Below are 15,626 nucleotides of genomic sequence, written 5' to 3'. Positions count from 1 at the left end.
CGGTGAACAACGAAAAAGCCCCCGGTTGCTTACGCAACACGGGGGCTTTTCAATGTTTGGCTCCGCGACCTGGACTCGAACCAGGGACCCAATGATTAACAGTCATTTGCTCTACCGACTGAGCTATCGCGGAATCTGCGCGTATCTTACTGATTGCCCGGGAGAAGTCAACCCACCCCCAGGCAAAACAATGAGTTACAGCACTTCCACGATAGCTTTGGTCACCACGTGGATGTTGCTCTGGTTCAGCGCGGCCACCGCGATACGGCCGGTGTCCAGGGCATAGATGCCGAAGTCGTTCTTCAGGCGGGCAACCTGTTCAACGGTCAGGCCCGAGTAGGAGAACATGCCGACCTGGCGGCCAACGAAGCTGAAGTCGCGGTTGGCACCGTATTCGGCCAGCAGCGATACCATCTGCTTGCGCATGCCGTGGATACGCTCGCGCATTTCGGCCAGTTCGGTTTCCCACATCTGGCGCAGTTCTGCGCTGTTCAGCACGGTGGCAACAATGGTTGCGCCGTGGGTTGGCGGGTTGGAGTAGGTGGTGCGGATCACGCGCTTGACCTGCGACAGCACGCGGGTGCTCTCGTCCTTGGAGGCGGTCACGATCGACAGTGCGCCGACGCGCTCGCCGTACAGCGAGAACGATTTGGAGAACGAGCTGGAAACAAAGAACTCCAGGCCCGACTCGGCGAACAGGCGCACGGCGAAGGCGTCTTCGGCGATACCGTCACCAAAGCCCTGGTAGGCCATGTCGAGGAACGGCACGTGGCCCTTGGCCTTGACTACTTCCAGAACGTTCTTCCAGTCGTCCAGGTTCAGGTCGACGCCCGTCGGGTTGTGGCAGCAGGCGTGCAGCACCACGATCGAGCCGGACGGCAGGGCGTTGAGGTCTTCGAGCATGCCAGCGCGGTTGACGTCGTTGGTCGGCGCATCGTAGTAGCGGTAGTTCTGCACCGGGAAGCCGGCCGATTCGAACAGCGCACGGTGGTTTTCCCAGCTCGGGTCGCTGATGGCAACCACGGCGTCTGGCGAGATGCGCTTGAGAAAGTCGGCGCCGATCTTCAGCGCGCCGGTACCACCGACGGCCTGCACGGTGACCACGCGGCCAGCGGCCAGCAGTGGCGACTCGGCGCCGAACAGCAGCTTCTGCACAGCCTGGTCGTAGGTGGCGATGCCGTCGATCGGCAGGTAGCCGCGCGAAGCGTGCTGGGCGGCACGCTGGGTTTCGGCTTCGATCACGGCGCGCAGCAGCGGAATGCGGCCTTCCTCATTGCAATACACGCCTACGCCCAGGTTGACCTTGTCGGTACGTGGGTCGGCGTTGAATGCTTCGTTGAGGCCCAGAATAGGGTCGCGGGGTGCCAGCTCGACAGCGGAAAACAGGCTCATTGTTACCTTGGCTCTGATTGGAGTGTGATAGGGCGTACACGCTCCAGCCGAATGCACTGAAGCGGTGCACAAACGGGGAGTCAGTATAGTGATACCGACCGGTCACCGCGACACTCTGGCACAGCTTTTAGGGCTATTTGCGCAAATATTTTTCGACCATTGGTCCAATTGCCGTGTCCACCGTTGCACAGGCCCACACCTGTGCCTTGAAAGCGCCCCCGAACGGGCGCATTTGGGTATAGACTACTGGCTAAATTTACAGCTGCTGCACCGTGAGGTCCTTCATGTCCGAGTTCCAGCTCGTCACACGTTTCCAGCCGGCCGGCGACCAGCCCGAGGCTATCCGCCAGTTGGTTGAAGGCATCGAGGCGGGGCTGTCGCACCAGACGTTGCTCGGGGTGACCGGTTCGGGCAAGACCTTCAGCATTGCCAACGTCATCCAGCAGGTGCAGCGGCCCACGCTGGTGCTGGCGCCCAACAAGACGCTGGCCGCGCAGTTGTACGGGGAGTTCAAGGCATTCTTCCCCAACAACGCGGTGGAGTACTTCGTTTCCTATTACGACTACTACCAGCCGGAAGCCTATGTGCCGTCGTCAGACACCTTCATCGAGAAGGACGCCTCGATCAACGACCACATCGAGCAGATGCGTCTGTCGGCGACCAAGGCGCTGCTGGAACGGCGTGACGCGATCATCGTGACCACTGTGTCGTGCATCTACGGCCTGGGCAGCCCCGAGACCTACCTGAAAATGGTCCTGCACGTGGACCGTGGCGACAAGCTCGACCAGCGCGCGCTGCTGCGCCGCCTGGCCGACCTGCAGTACACCCGCAACGAAATGGACTTTGCCCGCGCCACCTTCCGGGTACGCGGCGACGTAATCGACATCTTCCCGGCCGAATCGGATCTGGAAGCCATCCGCATCGAGCTGTTCGACGATGAAGTGGAGAACATCGCCGCTTTCGATCCGTTGACCGGTGAGGTTTTCCGCAAGCTGCCACGTTTCACCTTCTACCCCAAGAGCCACTACGTCACCCCGCGGGAAACCCTGCTGGAAGCAGTGGAGGGCATCAAGGAAGAGCTGAAAGATCGCCTGGAATACCTGCACAAGGCCAACAAGCTGGTCGAAGCGCAGCGTTTGGAGCAACGCACCCGCTTCGATCTGGAGATGATCCTCGAGCTGGGCTATTGCAACGGCATCGAAAACTACTCGCGTTACCTGTCCGGGCGCCCGGCCGGGGCGCCGCCGCCCACCCTGTACGATTACCTGCCGCCCGATGCGCTGCTGGTGATCGACGAATCCCACGTCAGCGTCCCGCAGGTGGGCGCCATGTACAAGGGCGACCGTTCACGCAAGGAAACCCTGGTCGAGTACGGCTTCCGCATGCCTTCGGCGCTGGACAATCGGCCGATGCGTTTCGACGAGTGGGAGGATGTCAGCCCGCAGACCATTTTTGTTTCGGCCACCCCAGGCCCCTACGAGGCCGAGCATGCCGGGCGCGTGGTGGAGCAGGTGGTGCGCCCGACCGGGCTGGTCGACCCGCAGGTAGAGGTACGCCCTGCGCTGACCCAGGTCGACGACCTGCTGTCCGAGATCCGCAAGCGTGTTGCGGCAGGCGAGCGTGTGCTGGCGACAACGCTGACCAAGCGCATGGCCGAGGACCTCAGCGATTACCTGGCCGACCACGACGTACGGGTACGCTACCTGCACTCGGACATTGATACGGTGGAGCGGGTAGAGATTATCCGCGACCTGCGCCTGGGCACCTTCGACGTACTGGTGGGCATCAACCTGCTGCGCGAGGGCCTGGACATGCCCGAGGTGTCGCTGGTGGCCATCCTCGATGCAGACAAGGAAGGTTTTCTGCGTTCCGAGCGTTCCCTGATCCAGACCATTGGCCGCGCTGCACGTAACCTCAATGGCCGAGCCATCCTGTATGCCGATAACGTCACCGGCTCCATGCAGCGGGCCATTGATGAAACCGAGCGCCGCCGCGAGAAGCAGATCGCCTTCAACGAAGCCAACGGCATCGTGCCCAAGGGGGTGGTCAAGGACATCGCCGACATCATGGAAGGCGCCACCGTGCCCGGTGCGCGCAGCAAGAAGCGCAAGGGCATGGCCAAGGCGGCAGAGGAGAGCGCCCGTTACGAGGCCGAACTACGTACGCCGGGCGAGATCACCAAGCGCATCAAGCAGTTGGAAGAGAAAATGATGCAGTTCGCCCGCGACCTGGAGTTCGAAGCTGCGGCGCAGTTGCGTGACGAGATTGCGCAGCTGCGGGAGCGGTTGATCAGCAGCTGAAGCCGGGCGCGGGCCCTGTGGGAGCGGGCGTGCCCGCGAAGAATTCAATGCGGTGGCTGGCACCGGCTGCGCCGGTGTTCGCGGGCATGCCCGCTCCCACAGGGACCGCATCTAATCTGTAATAGCCTCAGTGGGCCTCCCCAGCCTTCAGCCCCTCCGGCAACTTGCGGGTCAGCAACACCGCCACCATGCTCACCGCCAACCCGATCCCGACAAAGTGGAAGGCATCGTTGTAAGCCATGATCAGTGCCTGCTGGTGGGTAATCTCGCTAAGTTTGCCCAGCGCCGCATTGTCATTGCCCAAGCGCTCCGCCAGTTGCGCCAGCCGCTCAGCCACCTGTGGGTTGCTCGGCACCACCGATTCGCGCAGGTAGTCGAAGTACACCTTGGTGCGCGCATCCAGCAGGGTGGCCAGCAAGGCAATACCAATCGCGCCACCGAGGTTACGCAGAATATTGAACAGGCTCGACGCGGACCCTGCATCCTGTTGTTGGATATACGCGGTGGCAATCAGCGAGATGGTCACCATGATCATCGGTTGGCCCAGGGCGCGGATGATCTGGATATGGTTGAACTGCGGCCCGGCAAAGTCCGGGTTGAGCACCCCCGAACCGAAACTGGCAGCGCCGAACAGGCAAAACCCCAGCGCGCATAGTACCTTGGGCGATATCACCTTCATCAGTTGCGGCACCAGCGGGATCAGGAACAGCTGCGGAATACCCATCCACATGATCACCTCGCCAATCTGCAACGCGTTGTAACCCTGTACCTGCGCCAGGTACAGCGGTAGCAGATAGATCGACCCGTACAGGCCCACGCCCATGCCCAGGCTGGCGATGCTCGACAGGCCAAAGTTGCGGTTGCCAAGAATGCGCAGGTTGATCAGTGGATGTGGCTTGGAAAACTGCAAGATGACGAAGGTGATCAGGCTGACCAGGGCAACGCTGCCCAGGCCGACGATCAGGTGCGACTCCAGCCAGTCCTTGCGATGGCCTTCCTCAAGAAACACCTGTAGGCAGCCCAACCCAAGTCCGAGCGTGACGATCCCGGCGTAATCGGTACTTTTCAGCAGCTCCCAGTGCGCCTCCTTCTTCTCAAGCCCGTATAACAAGCCGGCGATCATTAGCAGGCCCGGCGGGATATTGATGTAGAAGATGTACTCCCAGCCCCAGTTCTCGGTCAGCCAGCCGCCCAGGGTGGGGCCGATGGAGGGGGCGAAAGTGGCGGTCATGGCGAACATCGCCATGCCTTTGGCGCGGTGGTGCTCGGGCAGCTTGATCAGGGTCAGGGTAAAGGCCAGCGGTATCAGCGCGCCGCCAGTGAAGCCCTGCAAGGCACGGAACAGGATCATGCTCTCCAGGTTCCAGGCCATCGAGCATAGCAGCGACGACAGCAGGAAGCCGCCGGATACCCACACTGCCAGGCGCCGCGCCGACAGCAGCTGCACCAGCCAGGCTGTTAGCGGGATCATGATGATTTCCGCTACCAGGTACGAGGTGGAAATCCATGAGCCTTCTTCCAGCGTCGCCGACAGTGCGCCCTGGATGTCCTTCAACGAGGAGTTGGTGATCTGGATGTCCAGCACTGCCATGAAGGCACCGAGCATCACGCTCATCACCGCGATCCAGTCGCGCCGGGTTGGCTCCGCCGTGGGGCGCAGCAGTTGGTCACCGGCCATTGTGGTCTTGGTCTTCACTGCGCAGGTCGACAGTGGCGGTCACCGACATGCCGGGGCGAATACGCCCATGCAACGGGTTGTCGGCGCGGAACGTGAGTTTTACCGGGATGCGCTGCACAACTTTGGTGAAGTTGCCGGTGGCGTTGTCCGGTGGCAGCAGGCTGAACTGCGCACCGGACGCGGCGAACAGGCTGTCCACCCGGCCTTCGATCGGTGTGTCGGGGTAACTGTCGAACACCAGCTCCGCGCGCTGGCCGGGGTGCATGCGGCCGATCTGGGTTTCCTTGAAGTTGGCCTGCACCCAGATGTCTTCATCCGGCACGATCGACAGCAGGTAGGCGCCAGCCTGCACCACCTGGCCATCGCGCGCACTGCGCTGGCCGATGGTGCCGCTGATCGGTGCATGGATTTCGCAGCGGGTCAGGTTCAGCTCGGCCTGGGCCAGGTCGGTGCGGGCATTGGCGATTTGCGCATCGAGGCGCTTGAGTTCGGCGTTCAGGGTCGTGACCTGCTGGCGCTGGCTTTGCAGGTCGGCGCGTGCCTTGTCGACCTGGGAACCGGCGACATGGCTGTCCGCCGACAGGGTAGTGACCCGCTCTTCAGAGACAAAACCCGGCTTGCGCAGTTTCTCGGCGCGGCTCAGGTCCAGCCGTGAACGGTCGAAAGTGGCCTGGGTAGCCGCCAGCTGGGCCTGGCCGGCGGCAATCAGGCTGCCTTGCTGGGTGAGGCGGCTTTGCGCTTGCGCGTACTCGGCTTCGCGGGTGGCCAGGGCGGCGCGGGCGCGTTCGACCGCCAGCTCGAAGTCGGCGGGCTCCAGGCGCACCAGCAGGTCGCCCTTGTTGACGTGCTGGTTGTCCGCGACCGGGACTGTTTCGATGCGTGCACCGAGCTGGCTGGAGATACGGGTGATCTCGCCCTGCACGTAAGCGTTGTCGGTGCTTTCGTAGAAGCGGCCCTTGAAGTACCAGTGGGCCAGGAAGGCAAGGGCAATGATGGCCACCAGGGTGAAGAAGATCGTCAGGCGGCGTTTGAGTTGGGCAGGCATGGGGACTATCGTTCCAGAAATGTAAACAAATTTAACAGCGGCACAGGGCCTGTCGACAAGTGACGTTCGCGCCATTGCTGGAGCCCGGTGCCCGCCTCCTGCTAACATCCCGCCTTTGTTTCATCTTTCGTTCGAGACTCTCAATGACCACCGTACGCACGCGTATCGCGCCATCGCCTACCGGCGACCCCCATGTCGGCACTGCCTACATCGCCCTGTTCAACTACTGCTTTGCCAAGCAGCACGGCGGTGAGTTCATCTTGCGCATTGAAGACACCGACCAGCTGCGCTCCACGCGTGAGTCGGAGCAACAGATCTTCGACGCCCTGCGCTGGCTTGGCATCGAATGGAACGAAGGCCCGGATGTCGGCGGCCCGCATGGCCCTTACCGGCAGAGCGAGCGTGGCGAAATCTACGCCAAGTACGCCAAGGAACTGGTAGACGCCGGCCACGCCTTCTACTGCTTCTGCACCGCCGAAGAGCTGGAGCAGATGCGTGCCGAGCAGCAGGCCCGCGGCGAAACCCCGCGTTACGATGGCCGTGCGTTGCTGATGAGCGCCGAAGAAGTACAGCGCCGCCTGGACGCTGGCGAGCCGCACGTGATCCGCATGAAGGTGCCGAGCGAAGGTATCTGCGTGGTGCCGGACATGCTGCGCGGCGATGTCGAGATCCCGTGGGACCGCATGGACATGCAGGTGCTGATGAAGAACGACGGCCTGCCGACGTACTTCCTGGCCAACGTGGTCGACGACCACCTGATGGGCATCACCCACGTGCTGCGTGGGGAAGAGTGGCTGCCATCGGCGCCCAAGCTGATCAAGCTGTACGAGTACTTCGGTTGGGAGCAGCCCAAGCTGTGCTACATGCCGCTGCTGCGCAACCCGGACAAATCCAAACTGTCCAAGCGCAAGAACCCGACCTCGGTCACCTTCTATGAGCGCATGGGCTTCATGCCTGAAGCGATGCTCAACTATCTTGGCCGCATGGGCTGGTCGATGCCTGACGAGCGCGAGAAGTTCTCGCTGGCCGAAATGGTCGAGCACTTCGACCTGTCGCGTATCTCGCTGGGCGGCCCGATCTTTGACATCGAGAAGCTGTCCTGGCTCAACGGCCAGTGGCTGCGCGAGCTGCCGGTAGAGGAATTCGCCGCACGCCTGCAGAAATGGGCGTTCAACAGCGACTACATGATGAAGATTGCCCCGCACGTGCAGGGCCGGGTAGAAACCTTCAGCCAGGTTGCCCCGTTGGGCGGGTTCTTCTTCGAAGGCGCGCTCAAGCTGGACGCCAAGCTGTTCGAAAGCAAGAAACTGTCGGCCGACCAGGTGCGCCAGGTGATCCAGCTGATCCTGTGGAAGCTTGAAAGCCTGCGCCAGTGGGAAAAAGAGCGCATCACCGGTTGCATCCAGGCCGTGGTCGAGGCGCTGGAGCTGAAGCTGCGTGACGCCATGCCGCTGATGTTCGCCGCCATCACCGGCCAGGCCAGCTCGGTTTCGGTGCTGGACGCCATGGAAATCCTCGGTCCCGACCTGACCCGCTACCGCCTGCGCCAGGCCCTGGACCTGCTGGGTGGGGTGTCGAAGAAAGAAAACAAAGAGTGGGAAAAGCTGTTGGCTTCCATTGCCTGATTCAGCTTTGCACCTAACCTGTGGGAGCGGGCGTGCCCGCGAATGCAATGGTAAATTCAATACCGCATTTGCGGGCACGCCCGCTCCCACAGGCCAACTAAGCCCCAAAAAACCGGGGCAGGGCGGTAAGTGATTGTTATCTGTGAAAAAATTTTTGAATATTTTTGAAAATTAGTTTGACAGCCCTGCAATCCGATCTTAATATGCGCCCCGTCCACAGCGATGAACGGAAACGAAACGCCAGGCACCCAGCCAGCGGTTCAGTTCAAAGCGACATTGTGGGGCTATAGCTCAGCTGGGAGAGCGCCTGCATGGCATGCAGGAGGTCAGCGGTTCGATCCCGCTTAGCTCCACCAAATTCCGCTTAGCAGCCAAGGCTGATAAGCAAGACCGGGTCCAGCAACCGGGTCTTGAAGGTAAGAAGGTTCGTCCCCTTCGTCTAGTGGCCTAGGACACCGCCCTTTCACGGCGGTAACAGGGGTTCGAGTCCCCTAGGGGACGCCAGTTTTACACAAGCGATGTTGGTATGTCGCTGGGCCGCGAGGCTAGAAATCCGGGGCTATAGCTCAGCTGGGAGAGCGCCTGCATGGCATGCAGGAGGTCAGCGGTTCGATCCCGCTTAGCTCCACCAATTTTGCCGCGGTTCGCGTTAGCGGATCGGCACGAAGGTTACGTCCCCTTCGTCTAGTGGCCTAGGACACCGCCCTTTCACGGCGGTAACAGGGGTTCGAGTCCCCTAGGGGACGCCACTTTTCCTGCGTTTTGCAGGGCTTTAAAAGGCTCGTCGATTATTGATGAGCCTTTTGTTTCGGGGCTATAGCTCAGCTGGGAGAGCGCCTGCATGGCATGCAGGAGGTCAGCGGTTCGATCCCGCTTAGCTCCACCATTTCTGCCAGGGTTCACGCAAGTGGATCTTCGCGAAGGTTACGTCCCCTTCGTCTAGTGGCCTAGGACACCGCCCTTTCACGGCGGTAACAGGGGTTCGAGTCCCCTAGGGGACGCCACGTTTACCCGCGTTTTGCGGGACTTTAAAGGCTCATTCGTTTATTGAATGGGCCTTTTGTTTTTCCCTTCCAGTAATTTTTCCCCGACAAGCGTACGGCCGTGGGCACTCGGACGCTCGAACTGGCTGTTTGCCGGGTCGCTGCGCAGCGGCAAGCGGGCGGCTGCAATCATGAGCCTGATCCAGTCAGCGCGCATGAATGGGCACGATCCGTACGCCTATCTCAAAGACGTTCTGATGCGGCTGCCGACGCAGCGGGCCAGTGAAATCGATCAATTGCTGCCGCATAAGCGGCAACTAGCTTAGATACTTCAGGCGGCAAGCATGCCTTAAAAACTATATGGCTCAAGCTCTGCGAGCTGAGACAGCAGAATTAAATGCTCCACTGCTTTTAGTTTCTCAACATGATCAAGGGATGCCGACCCACCAAGCATTAACGCTGGAACAAAACCATACATCTCATCATGGCGAAGAGTGCCGAGCTTTTTTCTTGCCGCCTTGAACAAATCTTCCACATCGTTAGAGTCCACTTTTCTGGACACGATAAAGTCTTGAAGCTTACGATCCATTTGCTCGGGGGTGGGTTCAAAGTCATGAATTACGCATCGCGAAAAGACGCTGGTTATCTTCAGTGAAAATCCCGTTTTCTCGCCCCATAGATAGAGATCGCCGAACGCTCCACGGGCAATTAGGTGGTAAGTGTCGCGTTTTTCAAATTCTGTTCCCTCAAGCCACGAAGCCACCACTCCTTCGTATTCTTGCGGGTTCACTATCCAAAAAATTCCATCACCGTATCCGCACCAGCCGTGCTCAGCCCAATATTCCAGAAGCTGATTGGGTAGTTTACCCCTATAACGCTCGATACTCGAAGCTGGCACTTCCTGACGATCAACCGGGCTGCCAAACTTTTCTAGGAATCTAGCAAATACCTTGTCCACGGATGCCTCCTTCAGCACTTGTGTAATTTCACGTTGAGGAAAGTTGAATCCCGCAAGGATTCAGGTACCTTCTCAGCAGCTGCTTTAAGGTTTTGAATTTTTGGTCTCCACTGAGGCCCAATGCTGGAGTTAACCTGTCGGTCACCGAAGTCGCCAATGATATCCTTGCCACCAGCACTCAGATCGGGGTTGTGCAGCCCAGCAAGGTTTGCCATCGTTTCCTTGGCTTTTTTTATTGCAGCTTCCTCCGCTTCGAGTACATCCAAGTCTGGAAAATCATTCAGAAAACGCTCTTCCAATTGATCTTGTAGATCCTTGCGTGCCTTTTTGGCAGCCGCAGGGCTTCGTTTCACCGGATTAGCAATATTCTTCAAATACTCATCAACAGTAAGCCGATTCAACCCGTTCTCTTGCCCCTGCAACTGCCGCTCGAACTCGCCAATTTTGGAGGCAGGCATTTTATCTGCCTTGAAGCATTCAACCTCATGCAGCGGCATGGTGTTCGACTTACCCTTGGCGGGCTCTTTGTCTCTTCTCTCTGAGTGGTTTGGAGGTGACTTCTGGCTCGCCAGCGGCCCTCTGAGCGGCTCCGCCTTTTGCAGGTCAGGTCTGCGCTTCAACGCATCTTCATGCTCGACCATCCACTGGCCAATTCTTGCCCCTTTTGGACTGGCACGCATCTCTAATGCTAGCCTGCCAGCGTTACCTCGACCACGAGTCAAGTATTCGACAATGGCGCCCAGTAACAGAATGACGACTTCAACGTGGCCTAGCGCCATGTTATGGGCAGCGCTTCGAATTGCTAGGGGATCATCCTGGCTGAAGGGAGTTAAACCATCATCACCTCGTGTTCCTTCCCATGCAGTTTTAATTCCTGTCAGATAATAACTGCCAATGCGCGGCAAGCCTTCGACGAAAAATTCTGCAATAGACTGCAGGCCAAGTATCGCCAGTATCCAGCTGCTAGCCTGCAAACCCATTGCAGCCCCCGCAGCCCCCATCGGAACAGCGCCAGCACCTCCAAAGAATGCACCCACACCGGCGCCGATAGCACCTCCGGTCAAGGTGCTACCAGCGACGATCATTGCCATCTGCGTGACAACATCAATGAGGTCTTTGAGGATGCTGGAAATGTCGAGATCGGCGAAACGTTGGCGAAGTAGCTCACTCGCTTGCCACTCAGCCTGATGAAGCGCAGAGCGGACGCTTGCAACGCGGCGGATATTGAGGCTCAGGGAAGGGACAGGTTCACCCCAGTGGTTTCGATATCGGGCACCATTTTGATAGCCCATTTCCCGCCTTATCCGATCTTCAATCTGCTGCCACGACGGCACAATATGCGATAAAAACACCCGATGTCTCCCTGACAATTTGAGTGCTTGAGGGGGCAGCAGCCCGCTTTTTGGTCTGGATAGGATACTGGCAAACGGTATAGCGACATCGCCTAGAAGAGTACCTTAAGGATGTGCTGACGCAAAAGGCCGATGAGATCGTAAACTTTTCCGCATCGGGAGGTGGATGGCAAATCTACGCAAGATGTGTTCTACGTACGGTTACCGACAAGCGTCGCAGATTCTGCTTGCAAAAAAATATGATGAGGATAATATTTCGATCATCATATTTTGTTTGGTGCGTGCCAGATGAGCGACAAGAAGAGCAGAACCCGCGAACGCATTCTGGAGGCTGCGCGCAGTGCGCTGATCCAGCACGGCCCGGCCGAGCCCAGCGTCAGCCAGGTAATGGGTGCGGCAGGCCTGACCGTCGGTGGCTTCTATGCGCACTTCGACAGCAAGGACGAGCTGATGCTCGAAGCGTTCCGCCAGTTGTTGGGTGAGCGCCGAGCCTTGCTCGCCCAGATCGACCCCAATCTCGATGGCGCCGGTCGGCGAGCGCTGGCTGGCGCCTTCTACCTCTCGCGCAAGCACCGGGACTGCGAAGTGCATGCATGCCCGCTGCCTAATGCGTTGGGCGAAATGCAGCGCCTGCCGGAGGTTTTCCGCGAGGTGCTGGCCGAGCACATCGAGTTGATGACTGCAGCGATGGTCGACCGCCCTGAGGATGCCGACAAAGCGCTGGCCGACCTGGCCCTGATGGTGGGAGGGCTGGCGCTGGCCCGGGCCCTGGGGGCCAGTGATCTGTCTGACCGTATTTTACGCGCCGCCAAATCGGCGGTGCTTTAACCCTGGAGCATGGCGATGACCACCCTGAACTGGATTCGCGGTGTCAATGGCACCCTGGGCCGCCTGGCCCCCGAGCATGTCGCGGGCAAGATGCGCCGAGCCTTCATGACCCCGCGCAACCTGCCGCCGCGGGATTGGGAGCTGCCTGTGTTGGCCAGCGCCGAGCGAATTGCACTGCGCTTCGGCCTGTCTGCCTTGCGCTGGGGTCAAGGGCCGACCGTGCTGCTGATGCACGGTTGGGAGGGGCGCCCGACGCAGTTTGCCGCCCTGATCGAAACCTTGGTTCAGGCGGGGCATACGGTGGTGTCGCTGGAAGGGCCTGGGCATGGCCGTTCGCCAGGCGAGCAAGCGAACGTGGTGCTGTTTGCCCGGGCGTTGCTGGAAGCTGCTGCTGAGTTGCCGCCGTTGCGTGCAGTCATTGGCCATTCCATGGGTGGGGCGAGCGTGCTGCTGGCTTTACAGATGGGCCTGCGCGCAGAGGCGGCTGTCAGCATTGCGGCCCCGGCGCAATTGTTGGGTGTATTACGTGGTTTCGCCCATCGTCTGGGGCTGCCAGCACGGGCGCGGGCAGCGTTCATTCGCCAGGTTGAGCGCGATGTGGGCATGCAGATTGCGCGGTTGGATGTCGCTGGTTACCAGCTGGAGCTGCCGGGGCTCGTGGTGCATGCCACCGATGATGCTCTCGTGCCCCCAGATGAGGCACATGTCATCCACAAGGCCTGGTTCGACAGCCGTCTGATGCTGCTGGAAGAGGGGGGGCACCAGCGGGTGCTGGCCGATCCGCGGCTGAGTGAAGCCGTGCTCGAACTGCTGGCCCGGGTTGATGCGGTCAGTGCAGGAGCCGCTTCAGCCGTGAACATCGGCATCGCCGGTGCCATTCGCCGCGCTGTCTGATTCGCGGGCAAGCCCCTCCATAACAGCCGCGTCAGGCTCACAGGGGCTGGACATTGTCCTGCAGATCGCTGCTAAATCGCTTTTTGCGCCAAGGAAGCGAAAATGAGCTGGGACCTGGCAACACCCTTCGTCATCGACCTGCGCGTGGGCAGCGAGGACATCGACGGCCTTGGCCACGCCAACAATGCGGTCTACGTGACCTGGCTTGAGCGTTGCGCCTGGCGCCATTCCCAGCGCCTGGGGCTGGACCTGGCCGAATACCGGCGCCTTGACCGGGCGATGGCCGTGGTGCGCCACGAAATCGACTACCTGGCCGCTGCCTATGAGGACGATGAGCTGCAACTGGCTACCTGGATCATTGACTGGGACCAGCGCCTGCGCATGACCCGGCGTTTTCAGCTCAAGCGCCCGCGCGATGGTGTGACGCTGCTGCGCGCGCAAACCACATTTGCCTGCATCGAGCTGTCCAGCGGCAAGCCCAGGCGCATGCCGGCGGAATTCGTCGAGGGTTACGGCCCGGCGCTGATCGGTGCCTGAGCCGCCGGCAATTTTTGTTAAACTGCCGGCTTTTTCCGCTGAGACACCGACATGCAAATTGCCCTGGCCCCCATGGAGGGGCTGGTCGACAACATCCTGCGCGACGTATTGACCCGCGTGGGCGGTATCGACTGGTGCGTCACCGAGTTCATTCGCGTGTGCGACCGTCTGTTGCCGGCGTCCTCGTTCCACAAGTTGGCGCCTGAGTTGCGCCAAGGCGCGCGCACGGCTGCCGGTGTGCCCATGCGTGTGCAATTGCTGGGTTCGGACCCGGTATGCCTGGCGGAAAACGCCGCACTGGCTTGCGAGCTTGGGGCGCCGGTGATCGACCTGAACTTCGGTTGCCCGGCAAAGACGGTGAACAAGTCGCGCGGTGGTGCGGTACTGCTCAAAGAGCCGGAGTTGCTGCACGCCATTGTGCGTGAAGTGCGGCGTGCAGTACCGGCGAATATCCCGGTGACCTCGAAGATGCGCCTGGGCTTCGACAGCCCCGACGGTGCACTGGAGTGCGCCACGGCGTTGGCCGAAGGTGGTTCGGCACACCTGGTGGTGCACGCACGGACCAAGGTTGAGGGTTACAAGCCGCCAGCGCATTGGGAGTGGGTGGCGCGGGTACAGGATGTGGTCAAGGTGCCGGTGTTTGCCAATGGCGAAATCTGGACGGTCGATGACTGGCGGCGTTGCCGCGAGGTCAGTGGTGCCGAAGACATCATGCTCGGCCGCGGGCTGGTATCGCGCCCGGACCTGGGCCTGCAGATTGCAGCGGCGCGGGACGGGCGCGACTATCAGCCGATGAGCTGGGATGACTTGCTGCCACTGTTGCGTGAGTTCTGGCGCCAGGCCCAGGCTAAATTGTCGCCGCGTTATGCACCGGGGCGAATGAAACAGTGGCTGGCGATGCTGACTCGCAGTTACCCCGAAGCGGTGGTGTTGTTTGCCGAGTTGCGCCGGGAAGATGACTGCGCGCGGATCAGCCGGTTGCTGGGGGTTGAGACTCATACCTTTGAGGCTTGCGTCGCCTGAGCAGGCCTCTTCGCGGGTACTGCACCTGTACGGTTCACCCGCGAAAGGGGCGGGCCTGCTGGCCAATCTCCACCTGCCATTCACCGTTGCCGCCGTTGCCGTATTCGCGGGTAAACCCGCTCCTACACCTGATCGGGGGTGGGCACATGTCGGTGGCTGGGCACAGGCCGTCGTAGGAGCGGGTTCACCCGCGAAAGGGGCGGGCCTGCTGGCCAATCTCCACCCGCCATTCACCGTTGCCGCCGCTGCCGTATTCGCGGGTAAACCCGCTCCTACACCTGATCGGGCGTGGGCGCATGTCGGTGGCTGGGCACAGGCCGTCGTAGGAGCGGGTTCACCCGCGAAGGGGCCGTCAGGCCCCATGCAAAAAAATCAGATTTTTTCTGTTTGCCCCTTGAAAGCATTTCCCTCGGCCATATCTTTTGAGTACGCGATGCCGAAGCCGGGTCGCGTAATGACTTACTTGCTGAATCTCAGGAGTTTATGACCATGACTACTGCTTTCTCTCTTGCTCCACTGTTCCGTCATTCCGTTGGTTTCGACCGTTTCAACGACCTGTTCGAATCAGCGGCACGTAACGAGGCCGGTAGCAGCTACCCGCCCTATAACGTGGAAAAGCATGGCGATGACCACTACCGCATCGTGGTTGCTGCAGCCGGTTTCCAGGAAGAGGACCTCGACCTGCAGGTCGAAAAAGGCGTCCTGACCGTGACCGGTGGCAAGCGCGACAATAGCGCCGCTGAAGTGACCTACCTGCACCAGGGTATCGCACAACGCGCCTTCAAGCTGTCGTTCCGCCTGGCTGATCACATCGAAGTGAAGGCCGCCGGCCTGGCCAATGGCCTGCTCAGCATCGACCTGCTGCGCATCGTGCCTGAAGAAGCCAAGGCCAAACGCATCCCGATCAATGGCGAGAAACCAGCGCTGAACTGATCGCGCTGCAATGAAGAAGGGCACCCCCCAGGGGTGCCCTTTTTCGTGCGTACTCATGCGGTCTCGTGCAGGGCGTAC

At 60.4% G+C, this 15,626-nt stretch carries 12 protein-coding genes, 7 tRNA genes and 1 pseudogene; 14 read left to right on the top strand and 6 right to left on the bottom strand.

The features are described from left to right. Nucleotides 1-57 precede the first annotated feature (57 nt). A tRNA-Asn gene (locus tag GST84_18915) sits at nt 58-133 on the bottom strand. 62 nt (nt 134-195) lie between these two features. Beyond that, the gene (locus tag GST84_18910) at nt 196-1,392 is read right to left on the bottom strand and encodes an aminotransferase class I/II-fold pyridoxal phosphate-dependent enzyme (GenBank protein ID XGB14282.1); all 1,197 of its coding nucleotides are present in this window, start codon (nt 1,390-1,392) and stop codon (nt 196-198) included. A 284-nt stretch (nt 1,393-1,676) separates the two neighbouring features. On the opposite strand from GST84_18910, the gene uvrB reads away from it, so the two are divergent. Continuing rightward, a complete protein-coding gene (gene uvrB / locus GST84_18905; GenBank protein XGB14281.1) occupies nt 1,677-3,692 on the top strand; it encodes an excinuclease ABC subunit B in 2,016 nt (671 codons plus the stop codon). 127 nt (nt 3,693-3,819) lie between these two features. Here uvrB and GST84_18900 read toward each other — a convergent pair whose 3' ends face one another. Both GST84_18900 and GST84_18895 read right to left on the bottom strand, forming a co-directional pair. Further along, entirely contained in the window at nt 3,820-5,370 is a 1,551-nt protein-coding gene (locus GST84_18900) for a DHA2 family efflux MFS transporter permease subunit (GenBank protein XGB15806.1), read from the bottom strand. Further along, nucleotides 5,360-6,415: an HlyD family efflux transporter periplasmic adaptor subunit gene (locus GST84_18895; GenBank protein ID XGB14280.1), complete on the bottom strand. Its 1,056-nt coding sequence runs from the start codon at nt 6,413-6,415 to the stop codon at nt 5,360-5,362. The genes GST84_18900 and GST84_18895 overlap by 11 nt, the downstream gene beginning before the upstream one ends. A 143-nt stretch (nt 6,416-6,558) precedes the next feature. Here GST84_18895 and GST84_18890 point away from each other — a divergent pair, with 143 nt between their 5' ends. The 8 genes and pseudogenes from GST84_18890 (at nt 6,559) to GST84_18855 (ending at nt 9,349) form a co-directional block, all read left to right on the top strand. Further along, on the top strand, nt 6,559-8,040 hold the full coding sequence (locus GST84_18890; protein XGB14279.1) for a glutamate--tRNA ligase: 1,482 nt from the start codon (nt 6,559-6,561) through the stop codon (nt 8,038-8,040). Between the two features lie 280 nt (nt 8,041-8,320). Continuing rightward, nucleotides 8,321-8,396: transfer RNA gene (locus GST84_18885), tRNA-Ala, on the top strand. A 72-nt stretch (nt 8,397-8,468) separates the two neighbouring features. Then, nucleotides 8,469-8,544: transfer RNA gene (locus GST84_18880), tRNA-Glu, on the top strand. Nucleotides 8,545-8,595: 51 nt separating this feature from the next. Next, nucleotides 8,596-8,671: transfer RNA gene (locus GST84_18875), tRNA-Ala, on the top strand. Nucleotides 8,672-8,713: 42 nt separating this feature from the next. Further along, nucleotides 8,714-8,789 (top strand) — tRNA-Glu (locus GST84_18870). 61 nt (nt 8,790-8,850) lie between these two features. Beyond that, nucleotides 8,851-8,926: transfer RNA gene (locus GST84_18865), tRNA-Ala, on the top strand. A 42-nt stretch (nt 8,927-8,968) separates the two neighbouring features. Beyond that, nucleotides 8,969-9,044 (top strand) — tRNA-Glu (locus GST84_18860). Nucleotides 9,045-9,136: 92 nt separating this feature from the next. Then, nucleotides 9,137-9,349: pseudogene (locus GST84_18855) on the top strand (IS66 family transposase). A 23-nt stretch (nt 9,350-9,372) separates the two neighbouring features. Here GST84_18855 and GST84_18850 read toward each other — a convergent pair. Then, nucleotides 9,373-9,981: a DUF1851 domain-containing protein gene (locus GST84_18850; protein XGB14278.1), complete on the bottom strand. Its 609-nt coding sequence runs from the start codon at nt 9,979-9,981 to the stop codon at nt 9,373-9,375. An 11-nt stretch (nt 9,982-9,992) separates the two neighbouring features. After that, nucleotides 9,993-11,333 (bottom strand): hypothetical protein, encoded by a 1,341-nt coding sequence (locus GST84_18845; protein ID XGB14277.1) that lies wholly within the window; start codon nt 11,331-11,333, stop codon nt 9,993-9,995. Nucleotides 11,334-11,621: 288 nt separating this feature from the next. Here GST84_18845 and GST84_18840 point away from each other — a divergent pair, with 288 nt between their 5' ends. From GST84_18840 to GST84_18820, 5 genes are all read left to right on the top strand, one after another. After that, nucleotides 11,622-12,161: a TetR family transcriptional regulator gene (locus GST84_18840; protein XGB14276.1), complete on the top strand. Its 540-nt coding sequence runs from the start codon at nt 11,622-11,624 to the stop codon at nt 12,159-12,161. Nucleotides 12,162-12,176: 15 nt separating this feature from the next. Then, a complete protein-coding gene (locus tag GST84_18835; protein ID XGB14275.1) occupies nt 12,177-13,055 on the top strand; it encodes an alpha/beta fold hydrolase in 879 nt (292 codons plus the stop codon). A 102-nt stretch (nt 13,056-13,157) separates the two neighbouring features. Then, nucleotides 13,158-13,592, top strand: a complete 435-nt coding sequence (locus GST84_18830; protein ID XGB14274.1) for an acyl-CoA thioesterase — start codon at nt 13,158-13,160, stop codon at nt 13,590-13,592. 51 nt (nt 13,593-13,643) lie between these two features. Then, nucleotides 13,644-14,615 (top strand): tRNA dihydrouridine(16) synthase DusC, encoded by a 972-nt coding sequence (locus tag GST84_18825; GenBank protein XGB14273.1) that lies wholly within the window; start codon nt 13,644-13,646, stop codon nt 14,613-14,615. Between the two features lie 489 nt (nt 14,616-15,104). Beyond that, on the top strand, nt 15,105-15,548 hold the full coding sequence (locus GST84_18820) for an Hsp20 family protein (GenBank protein XGB14272.1): 444 nt from the start codon (nt 15,105-15,107) through the stop codon (nt 15,546-15,548). Nucleotides 15,549-15,626 lie beyond the last annotated feature (78 nt).

The sequence above is a fragment of the Pseudomonas putida genome (assembly GCA_041879295.1).
Taxonomy (GTDB): Bacteria; Pseudomonadota; Gammaproteobacteria; order Pseudomonadales; family Pseudomonadaceae; genus Aquipseudomonas; species Aquipseudomonas putida_Y.
Note: the sequence above shows the minus strand (reverse complement) of the source record. Positions and strands in the feature narration are given on the sequence as shown.

Coding starts and splice junctions, on each gene's coding strand:
- GST84_18910 (XGB14282.1), bottom strand. CDS start 1,392: ATGAGCCTGTTTTCCGCTGTCGAGCTGGCACCCCGCGACCCTATTCTG.
- uvrB (XGB14281.1), top strand. CDS start 1,677: ATGTCCGAGTTCCAGCTCGTCACACGTTTCCAGCCGGCCGGCGACCAG.
- GST84_18900 (XGB15806.1), bottom strand. CDS start 5,370: ATGGCCGGTGACCAACTGCTGCGCCCCACGGCGGAGCCAACCCGGCGC.
- GST84_18895 (XGB14280.1), bottom strand. CDS start 6,415: ATGCCTGCCCAACTCAAACGCCGCCTGACGATCTTCTTCACCCTGGTG.
- GST84_18890 (XGB14279.1), top strand. CDS start 6,559: ATGACCACCGTACGCACGCGTATCGCGCCATCGCCTACCGGCGACCCC.
- GST84_18840 (XGB14276.1), top strand. CDS start 11,622: ATGAGCGACAAGAAGAGCAGAACCCGCGAACGCATTCTGGAGGCTGCG.
- GST84_18835 (XGB14275.1), top strand. CDS start 12,177: ATGACCACCCTGAACTGGATTCGCGGTGTCAATGGCACCCTGGGCCGC.
- GST84_18830 (XGB14274.1), top strand. CDS start 13,158: ATGAGCTGGGACCTGGCAACACCCTTCGTCATCGACCTGCGCGTGGGC.
- GST84_18825 (XGB14273.1), top strand. CDS start 13,644: ATGCAAATTGCCCTGGCCCCCATGGAGGGGCTGGTCGACAACATCCTG.
- GST84_18820 (XGB14272.1), top strand. CDS start 15,105: ATGACTACTGCTTTCTCTCTTGCTCCACTGTTCCGTCATTCCGTTGGT.